The 20,706-nt window shown below is 68.8% G+C and carries 18 protein-coding genes; 8 read left to right on the top strand and 10 right to left on the bottom strand.

What is annotated here, in order from left to right; all coding sequences use genetic code 11:
- Positions 1–13: 13 nt before the first annotated feature.
- Together LA521A_RS09700 and LA521A_RS09705 are read right to left on the bottom strand one after the other, a co-directional pair.
- Positions 14–1,279 carry an arginine deiminase gene (locus tag LA521A_RS09700; protein WP_281778709.1) on the bottom strand — a complete coding sequence of 422 codons (1,266 nt, stop codon included), beginning with the start codon at positions 1,277–1,279 and terminating at the stop codon, positions 14–16.
- Positions 1,280–1,327: 48 nt separating this feature from the next.
- Positions 1,328–2,746: a basic amino acid/polyamine antiporter gene (locus LA521A_RS09705; protein WP_281778710.1), complete on the bottom strand. Its 1,419-nt coding sequence runs from the start codon at positions 2,744–2,746 to the stop codon at positions 1,328–1,330.
- A 256-nt stretch (positions 2,747–3,002) separates the two neighbouring features.
- On the opposite strand from LA521A_RS09705, the gene LA521A_RS09710 reads away from it, so the two are divergent.
- From LA521A_RS09710 to LA521A_RS09720, 3 genes are read left to right on the top strand one after another with little or no spacing between them, the layout of a single operon-like run.
- Entirely contained in the window at positions 3,003–4,337 is a 1,335-nt protein-coding gene (locus LA521A_RS09710; protein ID WP_281778711.1) for a tetratricopeptide repeat protein, read from the top strand.
- The gene (locus tag LA521A_RS09715) at positions 4,318–4,776 is read left to right on the top strand and encodes a DUF6491 family protein (protein WP_281778712.1); all 459 of its coding nucleotides are present in this window, start codon (positions 4,318–4,320) and stop codon (positions 4,774–4,776) included. The genes LA521A_RS09710 and LA521A_RS09715 overlap by 20 nt, the downstream gene beginning before the upstream one ends.
- A 30-nt stretch (positions 4,777–4,806) precedes the next feature.
- Positions 4,807–5,322, top strand: a complete 516-nt coding sequence (locus tag LA521A_RS09720; protein WP_281778713.1) for a hypothetical protein — start codon at positions 4,807–4,809, stop codon at positions 5,320–5,322.
- Between the two features lie 4 nt (positions 5,323–5,326).
- Here the strand turns inward: LA521A_RS09720 and LA521A_RS09725 are convergent, their stop codons facing one another.
- The 3 genes from LA521A_RS09725 to LA521A_RS09735 are packed head-to-tail and all read right to left on the bottom strand — an operon-like array spanning position 5,327 to position 8,310.
- Positions 5,327–5,785, bottom strand: coding sequence for a hypothetical protein (locus tag LA521A_RS09725; RefSeq protein WP_281778714.1), 459 nt, complete (start codon positions 5,783–5,785; stop codon positions 5,327–5,329).
- A 42-nt stretch (positions 5,786–5,827) separates the two neighbouring features.
- The gene (locus LA521A_RS09730; protein WP_281778715.1) at positions 5,828–6,868 is read right to left on the bottom strand and encodes an AI-2E family transporter; all 1,041 of its coding nucleotides are present in this window, start codon (positions 6,866–6,868) and stop codon (positions 5,828–5,830) included.
- A 5-nt stretch (positions 6,869–6,873) separates the two neighbouring features.
- A complete protein-coding gene (locus LA521A_RS09735; protein ID WP_281778716.1) occupies positions 6,874–8,310 on the bottom strand; it encodes a MipA/OmpV family protein in 1,437 nt (478 codons plus the stop codon).
- 225 nt (positions 8,311–8,535) lie between these two features.
- Here LA521A_RS09735 and LA521A_RS09740 point away from each other — a divergent pair, with 225 nt between their 5' ends.
- A complete protein-coding gene (locus LA521A_RS09740; RefSeq protein ID WP_281778717.1) occupies positions 8,536–8,994 on the top strand; it encodes an outer membrane lipoprotein in 459 nt (152 codons plus the stop codon).
- Between the two features lie 107 nt (positions 8,995–9,101).
- Positions 9,102–9,575, top strand: a complete 474-nt coding sequence (locus tag LA521A_RS09745) for a DUF6491 family protein (protein WP_281778718.1) — start codon at positions 9,102–9,104, stop codon at positions 9,573–9,575.
- A 3-nt stretch (positions 9,576–9,578) separates the two neighbouring features.
- Here LA521A_RS09745 and LA521A_RS09750 read toward each other — a convergent pair whose 3' ends face one another.
- A complete protein-coding gene (locus LA521A_RS09750) occupies positions 9,579–11,312 on the bottom strand; it encodes an alpha/beta hydrolase (RefSeq protein ID WP_281778719.1) in 1,734 nt (577 codons plus the stop codon).
- Positions 11,313–11,452: 140 nt separating this feature from the next.
- On the opposite strand from LA521A_RS09750, the gene LA521A_RS09755 reads away from it, so the two are divergent.
- Positions 11,453–12,979 carry a hybrid sensor histidine kinase/response regulator gene (locus LA521A_RS09755; RefSeq protein WP_281778720.1) on the top strand — a complete coding sequence of 509 codons (1,527 nt, stop codon included), beginning with the start codon at positions 11,453–11,455 and terminating at the stop codon, positions 12,977–12,979.
- A gap of 167 nt (positions 12,980–13,146) precedes the next feature.
- Here the strand turns inward: LA521A_RS09755 and LA521A_RS09760 are convergent, their stop codons facing one another.
- Complete coding sequence (locus tag LA521A_RS09760; protein WP_281778721.1) at positions 13,147–14,142, bottom strand: AraC family transcriptional regulator; 996 nt, start codon at positions 14,140–14,142, stop codon at positions 13,147–13,149.
- Between the two features lie 74 nt (positions 14,143–14,216).
- Here LA521A_RS09760 and LA521A_RS09765 point away from each other — a divergent pair, with 74 nt between their 5' ends.
- Both LA521A_RS09765 and LA521A_RS09770 read left to right on the top strand, forming a co-directional pair.
- Positions 14,217–15,494: an MFS transporter gene (locus LA521A_RS09765; RefSeq protein ID WP_281778722.1), complete on the top strand. Its 1,278-nt coding sequence runs from the start codon at positions 14,217–14,219 to the stop codon at positions 15,492–15,494.
- 21 nt (positions 15,495–15,515) lie between these two features.
- Complete coding sequence (locus LA521A_RS09770) at positions 15,516–16,544, top strand: NADPH-dependent curcumin/dihydrocurcumin reductase (RefSeq protein WP_281778723.1); 1,029 nt, start codon at positions 15,516–15,518, stop codon at positions 16,542–16,544.
- Between the two features lie 137 nt (positions 16,545–16,681).
- Here the strand turns inward: LA521A_RS09770 and LA521A_RS09775 are convergent, their stop codons facing one another.
- Genes LA521A_RS09775 through LA521A_RS09785 form a run of 3 tightly spaced genes read right to left on the bottom strand, consistent with a single transcriptional unit; the run spans position 16,682 to position 20,698 of the window.
- Positions 16,682–19,141 (bottom strand): OmpA family protein, encoded by a 2,460-nt coding sequence (locus LA521A_RS09775; RefSeq protein ID WP_281778724.1) that lies wholly within the window; start codon positions 19,139–19,141, stop codon positions 16,682–16,684.
- Positions 19,142–19,163: 22 nt separating this feature from the next.
- The gene (locus tag LA521A_RS09780; RefSeq protein WP_281778725.1) at positions 19,164–20,297 is read right to left on the bottom strand and encodes a hypothetical protein; all 1,134 of its coding nucleotides are present in this window, start codon (positions 20,295–20,297) and stop codon (positions 19,164–19,166) included.
- Positions 20,294–20,698, bottom strand: a complete 405-nt coding sequence (locus LA521A_RS09785; RefSeq protein ID WP_281778726.1) for a hypothetical protein — start codon at positions 20,696–20,698, stop codon at positions 20,294–20,296. Before LA521A_RS09785 ends, LA521A_RS09780 begins: the two co-directional genes overlap by 4 nt.
- Positions 20,699–20,706: the final 8 nt, after the last annotated feature.

Here is a 20,706-nt window from a genome sequence, read left to right on the forward strand (position 1 = left end):
TAACGCGTGGCACTCAGAAATCGACCGGATCGCGGATGATCGGGCACGTCATGCAGTGGCCGCCGCCGCGCCCGCGCCCCAGTTCCGCGCCGACGATGGTGATCACCTCGATGCCGGCCTTGCGCAGCTGCGTGTTCGTGTAGGTGTTGCGGTCGTAGGCATACACCACGCCCGGCGAGGCGCACACCAGGTTCGCGCCGCTGTCCCACTGCGTGCGTTCCTGCTGGTACGCCGTGCCGCCGGTTTCGATCACGCGCAGCGTCTTGAAGCCCAGCGCCTCGCCGACGACGTCGACGAAGGGCTTGTTCTCACGATGCAGTTCGACGCCGCTGGGATGGCTGCTTGGCCGGTACGAGAACGTGCGCACCTGGTTGATGAACTCCGGTGCCAGCAGCACGACGTCGCGATCGGCGAAGGTGAACACCGTGTCCAGGTGCATCGCCGTGCGCATCTTCGGGATCACCGCGACGATCACCCGCTCCGCCGCGCCCTTCGCGAACAGCGTGCCGGCCAGCTGACTGATGGCTTGCCGCGAGGTGCGCTCGCTCATGCCGATCAGCACGTTGCCACGGCCGATCGGCATGACGTCGCCGCCTTCCAGCGTCGCCAGGCCATGGTCTGCGAGCGGGTCGCCCCACCAGACGTTCACCTTGCCCGCGAAATCCGGATGGAACCTGTAGATGGCGGTGGCGAGGATGGTTTCCTCGTGGCGCGCGGGCCAGTACAACGGATTGAGCGTCACGCCGCCGTAGATCCAGCACGTGGTGTCGCGCGTGTAGAGCGTGTTGGGCAACGGCGGCAGCAGGTACTCGGTATGCCCGACCGCCTCGTGCACGACCTTGAGCACGTCGCCGCCGAACTTCTCCGGGAACTCCTCCACCGACAACCCGCCGATCAGCGTTTCGGCGAGCGCGCGCGGCTCCAGGCTTTCCAGGTAGCCGCGGATCTCGTCGACGAGCCCGAGCCCGACCTGGTTCGGCACCACCTGGTGGTCGAGGATCCACTTCTTCGCTTCGGCGATCCCCATCGTTTCGGTCAGCAGGTTGTGCATCTCGACGACGTCGATGCCGCGATCGCGCATCTTGAGCACGAAGTCGTGGTGGTCGCGCTTGGCGTTCTCCACCCACAGCACGTCGTCGAACAGCAGGTAATCGCGATTGGTCGGCGTCAGGCGCTGGTGCGCGCGACCGGGCGAACACACCATCACCTTGCGCAGCGTTCCGACTTCGGAATGCACGCCGAACTTGAGGTCAGCCTTTGGGTCTGCGGCAATGGCCATGTCTGGGCCCTCCTGTGCGGGGCGCCTGGGGTAGCGCGCATATGCGTTTCAGATCTCGATGTAACCGGTGGCGATCCACCAGATGCCGAGCACCGCGCCGATCGCGGCCAGGGCGAAGATCACCCAGTCCGACGTGCGCGCGAACACCGGAACGCCCTGCTCGCGCCGCGCCCATACGTATAGCGCGGTGCCGGGCGCGTAGAGCACGGCCGACAGCACGATGAACTTCAGGCCGCCGGCGAAGAGCAGGAAGATCGTGTAAACCGTCGCGAGCCCGGCGATGAACAGGTCGAGGTTGCGCGACTCGCCGGGCGCATAGCCGTCGCCGCGCCGCGCGACCATGTAGCCGTAGCCTGCGACCAGCAGCAGCGGGATCAGCGACATCGCGCTGGTGAGGTTCAACATCAGCGCGAACGCATCGCGCGACCAGTACGTGGTGATGACGATCAGCTGTACCACGATGTTGGTGGCCCACAGCGCGGCCGACGGCACCTTGTTCGGGTTCTCCGTGGCGAACACGCGCGGCATGTCGCGGTTGTTCGCCGCGGCGAAGAGGACTTCGGCGCAGATCAGCGACCACGCCAGGTACGCGCCCAGCACCGAGATCAGCAGGCCGACGCTGACGAACACCGCGCCCCATGGGCCGACCACGGCTTCCAGCGCGGCGGCCATCGAGGGCTGGCGCATGCCGGCGATCTGCGAACGTTCGAGCACCGCGTACGGAAGCAGCGTCACCAGCACCATCAGCGTGGTGACGATGAAGAAGCCGCTGACGGTGGCGAAGCCCACGTCCTCGCGCTTTTGCGCGTAGCGCGAATACACGCTGGCGCCTTCGATGCCCAGGAACACGAACACCGTCACCAGCATCGTCGAGCGCACCTGCGCGAACACGCTGTCGGTGAGGTCGCCGCCGTAGAAGTTGAAGCGGAACATGTCGCCCTTGAACATGAAGGCGAGGATGACGATGAACACGACGATCGGTATGACCTTCGCGATCGTCACGATCTTGTTGATCGCCGCTGCCTGCTGCACGCCGCGCAGGATCATGAAGTGGAACGACCAGATGCCGATGGACGCCACGACGATCGCGATGACGGTGTTGCCGTCGCCGAACACCGGGAAGAACGCACCGAGCGTCGACTTGATCAGCACCCAGTACGACACGTTGCCGATGCAGCTGCCGATCCAGTAGCCGAACGCGGAGAGGAAGCCCGGGTAATCGCCGAAGCCTTCCTTCGCGTACATGAAGACGCCGGCGTCGAGTTCGGGCTTGCGTTCGGCGAGCGCCTGGAAGACACGCGCGAGCATGTACATGCCGGTGCCGGCGATGAGCCAGGCGATGACCGCGCCGAGCGGCCCGGTCGCGCCGGCAAACGTGCGCGGCAGCGAGAAGATGCCTGCGCCCACCATTCCGCCGACCACCATCGCGGTCAGTTGTGCCCGCGACATCTTCTGTGCAGACGCCATGGCAACATCCTGTCGGTGAGCTGAACACAGGCAGCGCACCGGACGATGGCGTGAAGACCGTCATGGGCCCGTGAAGGATTGGTGCACGCGTCGCGGCGCTTACGTGAATGCGGTGGCGGGTTGTTGCACGAATTCTGGCTGCGAATCGCGCGATTTTGACGCGCCGTTAACGGCCGCGAACGCCAGATAGCCCACGCGCGCGCACTGCAGGCCGTGCGCCGCCAGATGCGCCGAGCCGCCGCGGCATGGAGGAGCCATGCGACGCCCCAGCAGTCCGTCCGCGGCGATGCGCCGCCTTGCGCTCATGCACTGCGCGCTGTGCGCCGCGCTGCTCACCGCGCCCGATGCGCGCGCGCAGGAGCCTTCGGCCGATGCGCAATCGCTGCTGCAACAACGACGCTACGCCCAGGCGCTGGAACTGCTCGCGCCGATGGAAGCCACCAGCGCCGGCGACGCACGCTACTTCTACCTGCTGGGCCGCGCGGCCTTCGGCGCGGGCGAGGCCGAACGCGCACGAGTCGCGCTGGAACGCAGCATCGAACTGGATCCCGACGACACGAACGCGCATCTCGCGCTGGGTCGCGCGTACCACGCGCTCGACCAGCACGCGAACGCGCTCAATCAGTTCGAAGTGGCGATGCACCTGGAGAACCTGCCGCCTGACGTCTTGACGCAGGTGCGGATCTACGACGATGCGGCGCGCGAGGCCTTGGAAGAAGGCCGCCGCACCACGACCTTCGGTTACGCGGCGACCGGCGTCGGCCGTTATCGCGTGAACTCGACGCGCGGCACCAACACGTTCGGCGGCGGCGATCGTCGCGAGACGTTCTACAACCTGCGCGTCGGCGGCGGGCTCAATCACGCGTTCGCGAACGACACCTCGCTCGATGCGAGCCTCGACTACCGCCATCGCGAGTACGACGCGGGATCGCGCGACGATCGCGACCTGCGCTGGAGTTTCGCCGCGAGCCACGGCTTCAACGACAGCCGCTTTTCCGGAGGCCTGCGCGGGCGCGTGAGCTATCGCGGCAATGGCGATTATCGCAACGACGTCGCGGGTTTCATCGACTACACGCACAACCTGGACGTCGATTCGCAGCTCACGACGGGGTTGTCGGTGCAGCGCCGGCGCTATCCCGAAGGCCCGCTGCGCGACAGGAGCCGCACCACCACGACCGGCACGATAGGCTGGTCGCATTCGTTCAACGACGGCGCGGCGAACTTCGGCATCACCGCGCATGCCGGGCGCAACACGGCGACCTCGCGTCCCGACGGGAACTCGGACGTCTTCGGCGCCACCGCGAACCTCGACTGGACCTTCAGCGACACGCTCGACGCGTTCGTCTTCGTCTGGTGGGAGCGCGATGACTTCAGCGCCGACGACGTGCGCTTCCATCCCGACGAGCGCGACGTCGCCATGACCTTCAGTCGCGAAGACAACCTGTACGAAGGTGGCGCCGGCCTGGTGTGGAGCTTCGCGGACGGCTGGTCGTTCCGCCCGGAACTGCTCTACATCCGCGACCAGAGCAACGTGGTCGCGCTCAATTACAGCTCGACGGAGGCCTGGCTGAATGTCCGCGCGGATTTCTGAAGCATCCGCACTCGTGCTGATCGCGGCGCTCGCGCTCGCGGGCTGCGCACACGCACCGACCGACCCGCAGGCACGCCTCGCGCTCTACCGGCAGCATGCGGGGACGCCGGTCGCCGGCATCGACTACGTCCGCAACATGCGATGGGAAGCGCTCGGCGACCAGGCGCTCGCGGTGTGGCCGCGACGCGACACGGGCTTCCTGGTCGAACTCGCCTCGCCCTGCCCCGGCCTCGACCAGGCCAGCGCGATCCAGCTCACACGCAGCGAAGGCCGCGTGCGTTCGCGACAGGACGCCGTGCGCGTGGTGTCGATCCCGGGTTCGCGTCCGATGCAGCGCACGCCCTGCCCGATCATGCTGATCAGCCCGATCCGCGATGCACCCGCCGACGCACCGGGCCCATTGCGTGAGGTCGACGACACCGAAGGCTCGGCGCCATGACAGGAGCTCCGCCATGACAGGAGCGCCGCCATGACGCCGCGCCACGCCGGTGCCTCGCACCGCGCCACGCTGATCGGCTTGGCGATCCTCGTCGCGCTCGCGATCCTCGCGTTCTCGCTGTTCGAGCGGCACGGGAGCCAGGACGCCCCGCCGGGCGCGCTCGTGGAACGCGGCATGTCGCCGGGGCATCGCATGCTCAACGAGGAAAGCGGCCGGACGCTGCCGTCGAACACGCCGCGCATCCAGCGCGCCGATGCGGCGATCACGCGCGTGTCGGCGCGCTTCGGCCTCGACCAGGATCGCGTTGCCGATCTCGCATTGTCCACGCGCAACGCGATCCACAAGCAGCACACCGAGGACGTCGTCGATGTGCTCGACGCGGCGCTGTTCGCTACCGAAGGCCTGCCGCCCGAAGCGATCCCGCCGCTGCCGCCGGTGCTCGCTGCCTACGCGCAGGCGCGGCTCAACGGTGCGGGCGTGCCGGAGGCGCGGGCCGTCACGCGATCCTTCGTCGAAACGGTGGCGAACAAACGCACCGCGCCCTGAGCACTCATCGGCGTCGCCAGCGCCCCCGCAACGCGGCGATGCGACCGAAATACAGCGCGACCAGCGCGCCGATCGAGAGGATGAGGATCAGCGCGGTGACGCGCATCCACTCGCCGCGCGCCTCGCTCAACCGATCGCCGCTGGCGATGTGCTCCAGCTCGGCGATGCACGGTGCGTCGGCGCGCTCGTTCGCGCGCGTCGCGCCGTAGACGGCGCCGGCGCGGCGTTGTTCGGCGACGCCGCCGCTGCGCTCGGCGAGCCGGGCCGCATCCGTGCCCTGTGCGACCTCGGCGCGGCGGCGCTCGAGCTCGCGCCGCGCCTGTGCACGCGTCACCGGTTGCGCGAGGTCCACGCAGCTGGCGGCGCTACCGGTCGACTGCGCGGTCGGCCAGTGCGGCAGCCGGAATACGCCCACCAGCGCGAGCACCACGCCGATCGCGATCAACAGCAATACCCGGTACATGCACGTCTCCTTGGCTCGGGCGGAATGTCGGGACCGGCGGCGTCACTCGTTCGCGCGCGCGTGGCGCGACGGATCGCCCGCGAGCAGCAGCGCCCAGCGTCGCGCGGTCGGGTGGTATTCGGCCAGCGTCATCGCGGCGATCAGGATCGGCACGCCGATGAACGCGCCCGCGATGCCCCACAGCATGCTCCACATGAACACCGCGAACAGCACCAGGAATGGCGAGATGGACAACTGGTCGCCGGCGACGCGCGGCTCCAGGTAGCTGCCGATCAAGAACTGCACCACGTTCAGCCCGACGAAGATCGACAGCGGCACGAGGAGGCTGTCGAACTGCACGATCGCGAACAGCGTCGGCAGCATCGTGGCGAACAGCGGGCCGAGGAACGGGATGAAGTTCAGCGCGAACGCGGTGACGCCCCATTCCAGCGCGAGGTCCACGCCCAGCGCATACGTCAGCGCCCAGACGCCCAGCCCAGTCGCCAGGCTCATCACCGCGCGGATCGCCATGTAGCGCTGGAACTTCCCCGCCACCGCGCGGCACGCCGACACCAGCTCGACCTTGCCCGCGCGCACCAGCTTGCGACGCGTCGAATCGACTTCCAGCAAGCCGAGGATCACGAACACCAGCGCGATCACGACGAAGCTCGCGACGTACTGCAAGCCGGCGCCGAGCCGTTGCAACGCCGCGAACAACCAGCGCGGATCGAAGTTGTGCACGAACTCGCTCGCCAGGTACAACCCGTGCGCCTGCAGCCACGCGTCCATGCGCAGATACTGCGCCTGGAAGGCGCTCGCGTTGGCGAACGCCCATTGCACCGCGCGATTGAGGCTCCACAGCACCAGGCTCGCCATCACCACCATCACCGCGCCGGTGACGACCACCGCGAGGAACATCGCGAGCACGCGCGGCAGCTTCTTCTCCATCGCGCTCTGCAACGGCCAGACCAGCGCGATGATGAAAACGGAGAAGAACACCGGCGCGAACAGCGAACGCCCCAGGTACAGCGCGAGCAGGATCACGAACACCGCGGCGATGCCGAGCAGCGTCGCGATGGGCGTGGGGGCGCGGGCGGTCTGCATGCGCGTCAGAACGCGGCTTCGAGGTAGGCGTACAGGTAGTTCGAACCGCCATCCACGGTGCCGAGCAGTTCGGAACTGGCGAAGATGCCGGAGCGGTGCGACACCGCGAAACCGAAGTACACGTCGTGCCAGCGTTTGTTGCCGAAGAGGTCGCCCACGCTCACGTCGATGCTCGGTTCCAGGTAATTGAGCAGCTTGGAGGTGTTGCGCTCGCGCTGCGCCTGCGTGACGACCTCGGTGTACGGCACGCGTTCGGCGTACGACACGCCGATGCCGAAGCCCACGCGCGTGGTCACGCGATGGCTCCACGGGAAGCCGTACCAGAAACCCTTCATGTACGCATCGACCTGCCATCCGTCCGGTTGCAGGCCCTTCTCGTCGTGCTTGAGCAGGCCGACGTAACCGATGATGTCCAGCGGCCAGCCGTTGAAGCGCGACACGAACGGCCGGCCGACGTGCACGCCGTAGATGTCGGTGGGATCCTCGTCGTTGAGGCTGACGCACTGTAGCGTCATGATGCGCACGAGGTGGCAGCCGTCGCCGGTGTCGCGGCCGTAGAACACCTTCACGTAGGTCGGCGCGGTGGCCTCGTCCCAGCGCACCTGGCCGTTGCCGAAGTCGTACGCCGCGCCCGCCATCACGCCCCACTGCAGGTCGTCGTCCACCACCGGGCTGTTGCGGATCTCTGACGAAAGTTTGGTCACGTACGCGCCGCCAACCAGGCTCCAGTGCTGGAAGATGCGGTACTTCCCGTACAGCGCGAGCGTCGCGTTCCAGCCATCGCCCGCGTCGTACGAAGGACGATCGGCGCGCGCTTCCAGTGGCGCGACGCCGTAGTAGTAGTCGTTGAGGTCGCCGTCGCGCCACGTCGCGATCGCCACCGGTTGCAGGCGCCAGCGTTGGCGCTCGATGGTGTACGCGTAGCCGGCGCGCACTTCGGTGCCGTGCGAAAGGCCGGCGATGTCGTGCCGGACCGCCGCATCCCAACGCGACGCACCCTGCTGCAGGTAGTAGCGTACGCCGAGGTCCGCACCGGTGTTGCGCACGGTCATCCCGTCCAGCGATGCGGGCTCCTCGTCTTCGGGGAAGCCTTCCAGACGACGTTCGACGAAACCCTCCAGCCCCATCGTGTCGTTGCGCCACAGGCGCATGCCCGCTTCGTTCGCGCGAAGGAAGAAGCGCTCGCCCTCGTAGAGGTACAGCGGAAGGAAGTCGTCGCGCGTGCCGCCGTCGCGGTATGGCGAGGATTCGGCGCGGAAGGCGAAGCCCAGGCCCGCGCTGCCGGGCTCGTCGAGCACGGTGCCCATCATCGCGTCCTGCGCGGTCGCCTGCAGGGGGATGACGAAGAGCGTCGCGAGGATCGCGACCAGCGTGCGGCGCCGCAGCGAAGCGCGTCCTTTCGGCGCGGCCGGTCGGCGGCATCGGATCGCTGGCTTCGTCATGGCATCGTCCTCCGGGGACGCCCGAGCGCAGCGTGCGCGCATTCCTCGCGCACGAGCCGCGAAAGTCGTCCATGCCGCGTGGGCGCCGCGTGAAATCCGCGTCATTGCGGTCGCCCGTCGTCACGAGCACTTCACCATGACTTCACCGCACCGGGAGTAATCCGGCGCCACGCGTCAGCGCTTGTGGGGCCGGCACCGCGCCGGCAGGACCATGGAGGCACCGCAATGAAACGCAACGTAATGGCGGCCGCGCTGTTCGGCGTCGGCCTGGTTCTCGCGTCCGGCTGCGCGACGCACAGCACGCCATCGACCTTCAACCGCTCCGAAGTCGGCGCGGCGCGCACGGTCGAGATGGGCACGGTGCGCGGCCTGCGCGACATCACCATCCAGAACGACTCGCGCGGCGTCCCCACCGCGACGGGCGCCGTGCTCGGCGGCATCGCCGGCAGCACGATCGGCAGCGGCACGCGCGCGAACACCGCCGGCGCCGTCGCCGGTGCGGTCGCCGGTGGCGCGGCGGGCAACGCGATGGCACGCGGGCAGCGTGCAGGCGTGGAAGTCACGGTCGAACTCGACTCCGGCCGCAGCATCGCGGTCGCGCAGGACGGCACGAGCAACGATTTCCGCGTCGGCGATCGCGTGCAGGTTTCCTCCGACGGCACGACCACGCGCGTCACGCGCTGAGTCCGCGCTATACGGCTGCGGTGCCTTCGGCGCGCATCGCGGCCGTTGCACGCGTTCGAACGTTGCGACCTGCTTCGACACGCACATCCAACAGGGACGATAGCGACATGACGACCCGCACGCTGGTTCTCCCGCTCGTCGCGGCCGCGCTGGCGGCCTGCGCCACCGGTCCGACGCTCACCACGCAGGAGCGCCTGGACCTGTACCGCGCGCACGCCGGTGCGCCGGTCATGTCCTTCCGCCTGGACCGAATGACGGGCACGCAGCAATGGACGCCGCTCGGCGACCAGGCGCTGGCGGTGTGGTCCAGCGCCAATCGCGGCCACCTGATCGAGCTGCGCAGCCGATGCCCGTCGATGCTGTCGGCCGGCGGCATCTCGCTGACCAATTCGCTGGGCAACGTGACGCGCATGGACAGTGTGGTGCCGCGCACCGCCGGCGGCATGCGCAACACGTGCCGCATCGACACGATCCGCCCGATCGACGGCAGCGCCCTTCGCGACGCCAAACGCGAACTGCGCGAGGCGCAGCTGGTCGACCGCAGCACCGTGCCGGCCGACGACCAGGCGCCGGCGCAATAGCGCTCAACCGCCGCCTTCGTCCTCGTCGCCGGCAATCTGCGCCGCGCGCCGCGCATCGAGTGTGCGCGACAGCCGGGCGATGTCGGGCGCCGACCAGTCCTGGATGCCCGCGACCTGCCGCCACGCCGCGACGTAGTGCGATGGCGCGAACACGTGGCCGAAGCCCATCGGCGCGTCGTCGGCGAGCATCATGTCCAGCACCAGCTGCATCGTCGACACTACCGGATACCAGCGCATCTGCGGCGCGACGTCCGGCCCGCGCGGGTGCAGCCACGCCGGCGCGCTGAACACGTCGCGATGATCGAAGAAGGTGATCGCGTCGCTCGCGTATTGCAGGTAGATCACGCGCATCGGCCCCCACGGCGCGTCGGCCGGCACGGGCGAGCCGTGCTGGTTCATGAAGCGCACGAAGCGGCCATCGCGGAAGGTCGGCAACCACGCGGGCGATCCGGGATTGCGCATGAGCGTCATGCGTCGCCATTGCCGCGCGGCGAACGGCGGCCCGCTCCATAACGCGCCCTGCGGCGGATCGCCGAGCACGTCGACCAGTTCCAGCGAACGCTCCGAATTCATCGCGCCCAGGCTCAACCCGTGCAGGTACAGGCGCGGTCGCGCATCGTGCGGCAGCGTGCGCCAATAGCCGTAGACCGCCTCGAACAGCGCCTGCGAGCTTTCCTCGCCGTATTCGGGTTCGATCATCAGCGACAGCGGGCTGGACAGGTACGAGTACTGCATCGCCACGCTGGCGACGTCGCCGCGTCGCAGGTATTCGATCGACTCGATGCCGGCCGGATCGACCCATCCCGTCCCCGTCGGCGTGACGATCACCAGCGCGCCGCGCGAGAAACCGCCGACGCGCTTGAGTTCGGCCAGCGCCAGTTGCGCGCGCGCCTGCGCGGACTCGCCTGACGGCAGGCCCGCGTAAACGCGCAACGGCGTTTGCGCCGGTTCGCCGGCGAGCGAGGCGATCTGGTGCGCGCCCGGAGCGGACGAAACGAAGCGCCGCCCCATGCGCCCGAGGTTTTCCCATGCGATGAGCGAGGCCGGACTTCCGGTGCGATACGCCTCGCGCGGCGGCGCGGTGTCGGGCGGGATCAGCGCATCGGCCTGGCGGAAGGACGAATCGATGACCTGCAGCGCGATGCGCAGCACGATGCTGTTGCTGAGCACGATCACCACCACCAGCACCGCCGACACGCCCAGCACGCTCGCCACGCGCGGCGGCAACACCTTCGCGAGGGACAGCGAGAACACCACCGCCATGCCGCGCAGCACGCGCGCCAATGCGAGCAGCGCCGCGAACGCGAGCAGCGCCACCGCGGCGACGGTGAACGAATCGGCGCCTTCTTCCGGCGCCATCCGCAACGCGGCGCGCACATGGTTCTGCCAGTGCGGCGCGCGCCAGAACGCCCACAGCACGATGAGCGCGCACATCCAGTACAGCGCATGCTTCACGCGCTTGGGCGTGCGGCCGCGCGACGGCGGCAGTTCGAAGGTTTCCCACAGCCAGCGCAGGAACACGCCGATGGCGTAACCCGCGCCGAAGGCCACGCCCGCGAGCACGCCCTGCATCGTCGGCGTGCGCGGGATCAGGCTCGGCGTAAGCGATGCGACGAGGAACAGCGCACCCAGGATGAGCCCGGCTGGCGACAGCGGCGCCCGGATGCGCGCGAACGCGGCGGCCCGCTTCCGCGTCGCCACGGCGATGCCGTTCCGATCGGCCATCTCCTCGCGCATGGTCCCTTCGCAATGGCGTCGCACGGGACGCGCGCGAGGATAGGTGTACGCGACGTGATGGTTCCGTGATCCGCGTGCGATGCGCGCGCAGTGTGCGCAGCGCCCGTCCATGCGAACGCGCGGCACTTTATAGTGTGGCCATGCAGATCCTAGAGCGGCACGGCTGGCCAAAGTGGGCAGTGGCGATCGGCGCGATATTCGCCGCGTGCGTCGCGCGCTCGCTGCTGTGGCCCGAAGTGTTCCACGAGGCCACGTTCCTTCCGTTCTTTGGGGCCGTGCTGTTGTCGGCGTGGTACGGCGGCCTTGGACCGGGGCTGCTGGCGCTCGCGCTCGGCGCGGCGTTCATGGCGTGGAGCATCTTCCCGCCGCTGGAGAACTTCGCCATCTCCGATCCGCGCAGCCAGACCGGCATGGCGCTCTACCTCGCCTTCGGCACCGGCATCTGCCTGGCCTGCCATTCGCTGCACCGTGCGCGAAGTCGACAACGGCTGTTCCAGTCCGAACTGCACGAGCGCGAACTGCAGCAGGCGCGGATGGAAGCCGAAGCCGAGCAGCTCGCCGCCGAAGCGCAGCGCAAGGACCGCTTCCTCGCCACGCTCGCGCACGAGTTGCGCAATCCACTGGCGCCGGTGCGGTACGCGATCGAGGTCGCGCGGCGCGACCAGAAGCGCACGCCCGACGCGCTCGCCACCATCGACCGCCAGATGGAGCACCTCAACCGGCTGGTCGAGGACCTGATGGACGTGAACCGCATCGCGCGCGACAACCTCGAACTGCGCATCGGCACGCATCGCGCGACCGACGTGCTCGCCGTCGCGCTGGAAACCGCGGGCCCGTTCATCGAGCACGCGCGCCACAAGCTGGAAATCGTCGAGCCCGATCCCGACTGGGCGCTGGAAGGCGACCTCGTGCGCGTCGCGCAGGCGGTCACCAACCTGCTCAACAACGCGGCGAAATTCACGCCGCCGGGCGGCGCGATCCGCGTGGAAATCGTGGCCGACCCGGACACGCTGGCGTTCACCGTCACCGACAACGGCGTGGGCATCGATCCGGGCGATACCGGGCGGCTGATGCAGGCGTTCGAGAAAGGCGAGCCGCCGCCGCACAAGGCGCCGGAAGGTCTCGGCATCGGGCTGGCGCTCGCCCGGCAGATCGCGCAGCTGCATGGCGGTTCGTTGAAGCTCGAGCGCGCACCCGACGGCATCGGCACGCGCGCGACGGCGTATTTCCCCCGCGCCGCCGACGCGCCGCCGCTGCCGGGCGTGCATCCCGTCGCGCGACGCCCCGACGCGGTCAGCGTGCTGGTCGCCGACGACAACCCAGACGCGGCGACGACCCTCGCGATGCTGCTGGAACTGGAAGGCCACACGGTGCACGTCGCCAGCGACGGCGAGGAAGCGTGCCGGCTGGCCGAAGCGGTGCGCCCGAACGTCGCCTTCATCGACCTGGGCATGCCGCGCCGCGACGGCCTGGAAGCCTGCCGCTGGATCCGCGAGCGCGACTGGGGCCACGACATGCGCCTGGTCGCCGTCACCGGATGGGGGCAGCAGTCCGATTTCGAGCGCACCCGCCTTGCCGGCTTCGACCTGCACCTGGTCAAACCGGTCGAACCCGGCGCGATCATCGAAGCGTTGCGCGCGCCGCTGGCGAGCTCGGCGCATTCCTGATCGCGACGCCCAGCGACGGGCGCGTCCGGGCATTCCGTCATGCGGCCGCCCGGCCGGTCCATCGTCGTCGCCCTGCCGCGCATCGACGCGGGCCGTTGCCCGGCGTGCGCGCGACGGTGGAATTGCTGATGGAGCACTCCGCGCGGGCGCATAGCCGCGCGGCGGCGTCACGCCAATGTCGGCGTCTGCGCCGTGCGCACCGCGCTCGGCGGCATGCCCATGATGCGTTTGAACGCGCGGCTGAAGGACGCTTCGGAGTCGTAGCCCAGGCGTTCGGCGGCGACGGTGACGCGCATGCCGTCGTGCTGGATCCAGCGCCGCGCCTGGAACATCTTCACTTTGGCGACGTAGCGCGCCGGGCTTTCGCCGACGATGCGCGTGAAGGCTTCGGCGAAGCGGGAGCGCGAAGCGCCCATCAGGCGCGCGAGTTCCGGGACGTCCCAATTGCGCTCCGGGTCGGCATGGATCGCCGCGATGACCTTGCCGACCTTCGGGCACTGCACCGCCGCGATCCAGCCGGTGGAATCGCTGCAGCCGCATTCGACCCACGCACGGATGATGCTGGCGGCGAGCACGTCGGCCAGCCGCGCGAGGATGCCGCACGCGCCGATGCGATCGAGCGACACCTCGCGCTCCATCGCCTCCAGCAGCGCGAGCACCGCCGGGTCGCGCTTGACCAGGGCGCCGGCGTGCATGAGGTCGGGCATCATCGCCAGCAGCGGATGCAGCGGATCGAGGTTGAAACGCATCGCGCCGCAGAACATCACGCTGGCATCCGCCGCGTCGTCCTGCTTCGCACCGGCCGAACGCACGAGGTAGAGGTTTTCCGACACCGCCTCGCGCGAGAGTTCGTGGATGTCGACGGCCGGAACGTCGGGCGAACTGGCCATCACGTGGAAACTGCCGCGCGGCAGCAGCACCGCGTCGCCGGGATGCAGCGGCTTCCATTCGGTGGAGGGCGTCCACAGCCAGGCCCCGCCGCGCGCGACGAAGTGGAAGCGCGCGTCGCGCTGCGCGGGGAAGGCGATCGCCCACGGCTCGCGCATGACGCAACGGCCGTATTCCACGCCGTCCAGGCGCAGGCCGAGCAGCACGCGGGTCAGCAGGTCACTCGCTTCGGGCGGTTGGACGGCCCCGATGAAGCGGGAGGAATCGTCATGCATTGCGGCGGTTCCGGCATTCAAACGCCTGCATCGTACGCCTAACCTGCGCTGCCCCACCCCATCGGCAGCTTCCCGTGTCCTCAACCGAGTGTTCCGTTCTTGAGCGCGATGAGGTCGATCGCGCGGATGTCGATCGCGATGACGTCGCCCGCAATGATCCCGTCAGCGACGCCGCATCCACCCTCGCGAACTGGCCGGCCGTCGCCTCGCTCACGCTCGGCGTGTTCGGCCTGGTGACGGCCGAATTCCTGCCGGCGAGCCTGCTTACCGCGATGGCCGCCGACCTGCACATCAGCGAAGGCGCGGCGGGGCAGACCGTCACCGCCACCGCGCTGGTCGGCGCGATCGCGGCGCCGTCGATCCCCGTACTCACGCGGCGCATGGACCGTCGCCGCGTCATGCTCGCGCTCACCCTCGCCTTGCTGCTGTCCAATGCGATCGCCGTGTTCGCGAAGGACCTGACGACGCTGCTGGTCGCGCGCGTGATGCTGGGCGTCGCGCTGGGCGGTTTCTGGTCGATGGCGGCGCCGCTCGCGCTGCGGCTGGTGCCCGACGCGCTGTTCCCGCGCGCGATGTCGCTGATCCTTACCGGCGTGTCGGTCGCGACCGTGTGCGCGGCGCCCATCGGCGCGTGGATGGGCGACACCTGGGGCTGGCGCAGCGCGTTCGTCGCGGCGGGCGCGGTCGGACTGGTCACGCTCCTCGCGCAGTGGATCACCCTCCCCGCGCTGCCGCCGAAGTCGCAACCGGACCTGCGCGTGCTCGGCCAGCTCATCACGCGCGGGCCCGTGCGTGCGGCGCTGGTCGTCGTGCTGCTGGTGATTTCCGGCCACTTCGCCGGCTTCACCTACATCCGGCCGTTGATGGAGAACGTCACGCACCTGTCGATCGGCGCGATTTCCGCGGTGTTGCTGGGCTACGGCATCGGCGGCTTCTTCGGGAACCTGGCCGGTGGCTACGTGGCCGGGCGCAGCGAGCGCCATGCGATCGTGCTCGGCAGCGTGTTCATCGCCGCGCTGGCGCTCGCGCTGCTGCTGGCCGGGCAATCGGCCAGCGTCGCGTCGGTGGCGATCGTGCTGTGGGGATTCGCGTTCGGCGCGTTCCCGGTCGGTTTCCAGATCTGGATCGTGCGCGCCGCGCCGGACCAGGCCGAAGGCGCGAGCGGCCTGCTCGTCGCCGCCTTCCAGACCGCGATCGCCACCGGCGCCATCGGCGGCGGCGTTCTCGTGGACCGCATCGGCGCCTTGGGCGGGCCGTGGTTCGCGGTTATCGCGATGACGCTCGGCGCCATCCTGACGCTGCGTTACGGGCCGCGGGGTTCCACTCCGGTAGCCGTCACGCCGACGCATTGATCCATCACGAAGACCGCGACCATGACCTCACCCCGCACCAACCGCCGCTTCCTCCTCGCCGCGCGCCCGCAGGGCATGCCGAAGCCCGACGATTTCCAGCTCGACACGCAACCGGCGCCCGAACCCGCCGATGGGCAGGTGCTGCTGCGCACGCGCTTCCTGTCGCTGGACCCGTACATGCGCGGGATGATGGACGAGGCCGGCCCCGGCTACGCGCCCGGCGTGAAGCTCGGCCAGACGATGGTCGGCGGCACGGTGAGCGAGGTCGTCGCCTCGCGCAATGCGCGCTTCCAGGTCGGGCAGCTCGTGCTGTCGAGCGCGGGCTGGCAGGAGTACGCGCTGTCCGATGGGTCCGACCTCACGCCGCTGGGCGAGATGTCGCGGCCTTCGCTGGCGCTCGGCGGGCTCGGCATGCCCGGCTTCACCGCATACGTCGGGCTGCTCGACATCGGCGAGCCCAAACCCGGCGAAACCGTCGTCGTCGCGGCGGCGACCGGCGCGGTGGGCTCGGTCGTGGGCCAGCTCGCGAAACTCAAGGGCGCGCGTGCGATCGGCATCGCCGGCGGCGCGGAGAAATGCCGCCACGCGGTGGAGGTGCTGGGCTTCGACGAATGCCTCGACCACCGCGCGCCGGATCTCAAGGCGCGACTCGCAGCCGCGTGCCCCGACGGCATCGACGTGTATTTCGAGAACGTCGGCGGTGAGGTGCTCGACGCGGTGCTGCCGCTGCTGAACCTGCACGCGCGCGTGCCGGTGTGCGGCTTCATCGCGCACTACAACGAGGAGCGCGGCGGCGCCGCCACCGACAAGCGCACGCAGCTGCTCGCGACCGTGCTGGGCAAGCGCGTGCGCCTGCAGGGGTTCATCATCCTGGACCACTACGCCGACCGCTTCGCGGCGTTCCGGCGCGACATGACGCAGTGGATCGACGAGGGCCGCATCGTGCTGGTGGAGGATGTCGTCGAGCGGCTGGAACAGGCGCCGGACGCGTTCATCGGGCTGCTGCAGGGGCGCAACTTCGGGAAGCTGGTGGTGCGGGTTTCGGAGTAGTCGCGGTTGATGTGGGCGGATGGGAAAGCCCCGGGGGCGCTTCGCTTACCCGGGCTACGAACGCCCGCGCTTCAATGCCCCGGCAAGGCGGAACGCCGCACCCAGGACGGTGCGGCATTTGCCACGTGGCGCGTGTCCTATTTGCGATACAGGTAGATCTCCACGCGCCGGTTACGCGCCCGCCCGTCCGGGTTGTCGGAGCCGTCCGGCTTGCGGTTCGGCTCGACCGGCTTGGTCGCGCCGAACCCGCGCGCCGCGTCGAAGGCGTAGTCGCGGTTGAACGCCCACTTGTTGCGCGTGAAGTAGTTCAGCACGCTCTGCGCGCGCCGCTTCGACAACGCGAGGTTGTAGCCGGGTTTCTTCTCCACGCTGTCGGTGTGGCCTTCCACGCCGATGCGCACATAGCCCGGCGGCAGCGTGTTGATGTAGCGGATGATGTCGCTCAGCGTCTGGTCGGCCTGGTAATGCAGCCAGTCGGTGTCGAAATCGAACAGCACGTCGCCCGGCGCGCGGATGACGAGGCCGAAATCGAAGGTCGCCACCTTGAAACCGACCGGGACGTCCTCCTTCGCCGGCAGGTTGAGCTTGAGGTCGTAGTCGGGATTGCCGGTCGGCCTGCCGTTGCCGTAATGGATCGACGTGCGTCCTAAGCCGTTGAAGCCGTGCCAGCCGGTCAGGTTCCAGTTGTCGACCTCCACGCGCATCAGCTCTTTCACCTTGTCGACGTCGTACACGGTGACCGAGCGCCACGACTTCCCGATGCGATCCTTCAACGTCAGGCGTGCGAGCCGGTCGTGGAAATCGGCGAAGCTCATCGGCACGCGCGTCTTGAACTTCACGTAGCCCGAGTCGCGGAACGACACGCCCACCGGCAGGCCCGACGTCTTGCCGAGCGCGCTGATCGACATGCGGTGCGCGCGGTTGGTCTCGCGGTTCATCAGGTCGAACAGGCCGATCGCGCCGCCGACCTTCTTCGCGCCGCCGCCGACGGACGACAGGAACGCGATCGACCAGCGGTCGGTCTTCACGGCGTCCTGCGGATGGCGGCGCCGTGCTTCGTCTTCGTATTCGCTTTCGGCGCCTGCGTGTTGCCATGACATCGATTCGAGCGCCTGCGCGACCGTGCTTTCATCGAAACGTCCTTCATCGAGCCGGCTTTCATCGAGCTGACTTTGGTCGACCTGGTACTCGCTCGAAGGCGTTGCATCGAAGTACTCGTCGAAGCCGCGCTCGTCCAGCGACTCGGGTTGCTCCGCTTCCTGGCTCGGTGCCGGCGTGCCGACCATGCGCATGTAGCCGTGCGTCGCGTGGCCGAACGAAATGCCCGGCGTTGCGATGGTTGCGTTGTTGCCGCCCGGGATCGGGATCACAGACGGCTGCGTGTTCGCGCCGTTGGCCTCCAGTGCGTCGAAGGAGATCGAGAGCGACGCGCCGGCGGTCTTCGGACCTGCGCCGCCGCCCGGATCGACGAACACCGTGACCTTGCCGTCGAAGCTGCCCAGCCCGATGTTCGGCGCGCCGCGTCCGAGCAGGCGGAACGTGCGGAACTTCCGCGGCGGCCCCTCTTTGTAGTTGAACGAGCCGCCGAGCTTCGTCGGCCCGATGCCGAATCCCCCGCCCATCGTCTCGACCTTGAACACCGCGCGCTTGTTCTCCATGTGGTCGACGATCTGCAGGTCGGCCGCGACGGTGAGCACCTCGACGCCCGTCGCCACGCTCACTCCGATCGTGGCCGCACGCAGCAGCTGCACGGAGAAGCGGTCTTCGATGACCGACGACGGCCGCTCCGGCGGCTTCGGCGGCGGCGGGATGAAGGTCACCTGGCGCACGATGAACACGACGCGCCGGTTCCGGCGGAACTCCGCTTCGTTCTTCGCGTTGGGCACTTTCAGCCGCTGCGAACCGAGGCCGAACTTCGTCGAGCGCCGCGCGATGCGGTCGGCGATGGCGTTGCCGCCCTTGCGCCGCAGCGCATCGACCAGCAGCGTGAAGCCGTTCTCGGCGCGCTCCTTGCTGATGCCATCCTCGAACCACTTGCGCTCCTTCGGGTCGGGAATCCGCCGCGCGATGTCGGCGAATCCTTCCACGCGAAAGGCGTAGATCGGCTGGCTGGTCTCGTTGCTGCGGATGATCTGGATCGCGAGGTCCTCGATGGCCTTGCGCTGCGCCGGCGTGATGTCGGTGATGTATTCGGGGAAGCCGTCGAGCTCCAGCGCGGCACGCTCGCGGAAGTCCACCGGCGTGGGCAGGCGCTGCCGGTCTTCGTGCTCCTGCGCCGGCGTGGCTTCGTCCTCCGACCAGCCGACCTGCACGTCGGCCTCGGACTCCGATTCGCCCGGCGACCATTCGCCTTCCAGCGTTTCGTTCGTCGTAACGTCCGATTCGGCTTCCACGTCGAGCCAGGCGAGCCCTTCGTCCTCGTATTCGCCATGGCGCGTATCGGACGCTTCCTCCTCGCCGGCGATCGTCCCGCTGTAGGGCGTTTCCAGTTCGCTCCACGTCGGCGTGGTTTCGAAGCGGCTTGAGGTCGTGTCGGATTCGGCGAACGGCGCATCCAGTCCCAGTTCGTCGTACGGGGTGATCGGTGGCGCGGCCATGGCGGTTCTCCGTTCGAAGGGTTCAGCGCACGGCGGCCAGGCGCGGGCGCCCGACCTCCACCGGCTTGGCGCGTGTCTTGAGGTCCTTGCCGGTGGCGGCGGCCCACTCGGTGATCACGCGGCGCGTCGCGTTGCCCAGCTCCGTGCCTTCGGCGATGAGCACCTGCACCGACGAGGTGTTCGCGATCAGCGGCGATTCGAGCGTGCGCAGGAACAGCGACAGCTCCGAGGCCATCGAGAAGAACTCCGCCGACTTGCTGTGCGACGGCAGGCCCACGCGCTCGCCGATCAGCTTCAACCGGTTCGCCGACGAGGTCGCGTTCGCCTTGAGGTCCTGCACGACGGGCGTGTTGGTGGCCAGCGTCGCGTCAATCCAGCCCAGCACCAGCGAGGAGGCGAGTTCCTCGCGCGCCAGCATCTGGTTCTGCCGCCGCGAACGCAGCACGAACTGCAATTCTTCGGCGATGCGGTAGATGCGGTCGCTGTCGGCGTTGTTGGCGCCTGCGAAGTTCTTGCGGTTGGCGATCGCCTGCCACAGCTCGAACAGCAGTTCCTCGAACAGGCGCACGAAGCTGGCGTTGGACGCGGCCGCCTTGATGTACGTCGACGGCCGGTTGTCCTCGGCGCCGAACGCCAGGTCCAGGCCCAGCAGGCGGTGGTAGGCCGCGCGGCGTGCGGCTTCGGGATCGACCACCGGCGCGCCCGCCGGCAGCCACGAGGTCATCGGGTTGATCGCGCCGAACAGCAGCGCTTCGGACACGTTGAGCCAGCGCTGCGTCGCCACGGACGGAATGCCCAGCGATTCGCCGGCGCGGTATTCGCGCACCACGCGGCGCAGGATCTGCACGGCGCGCGTGTTCTCCAGCACGTAGCTGTAGCCCAGGTGGTCCCACGCGGGATTGGCGTTGGTGCCGAGCGAACTGAAGCGCCCCAGCACCCACAGCTGGCGCCGCGCGGGACCGGCCGGCGCGGGATTGGGCGACCACGGACCGAAGGCGTCCCACACCTGCTCCATGTAGAGCGTCAGGTCCAGCGGATCGGCCGAGAGCACGGCGGTGGCAGCCGCCTCCAGGTTGCCGGGCGGCACCGCCGGATAATCCGGGCCCGCCGAAAGCAGGCCGATGTCGTGGATGCGCCGGATGAGTTGCTGGATCATGACGCGGTCCTCCCGTAGGGCGTGCTGCCCGGTTCGTGGTCGCAGCGGCCCGGCACGTCGTCGCCGATGTATTTCACCGGCGCGGTGTCGAACGACAGCGAGGTGAGGCTCCTCCAGTCCGGCGCGCGCCAGCCGGCGATCAGGTATTCGAGCAGTTGCTCCTGCTCGCGGCTGAGCGGCGGGGTTTTCGTGAGCGCCACCAGCGGCGCCATCTGCGCGCTGATGTTCTCCAGATGGCGGGACACCGTTTCCAGCCATTCCGACGTGGAACCGAAGCCGACCCCGATGACGTTCTCGGTCGAGCTGGTCGCGGCGAACTGCAGGAACGCACTTTCGAGCATGCGGAGCCGGTGGTCGTACATCGGGTCTTCCGGCGGCGCGATGGGGGTGTCTTTGGGCATGGTCTTCC

It is taken from the genome of Lysobacter auxotrophicus, assembly GCF_027924565.1.
Taxonomy (GTDB): domain Bacteria; phylum Pseudomonadota; class Gammaproteobacteria; order Xanthomonadales; family Xanthomonadaceae; genus Lysobacter_J; species Lysobacter_J auxotrophicus.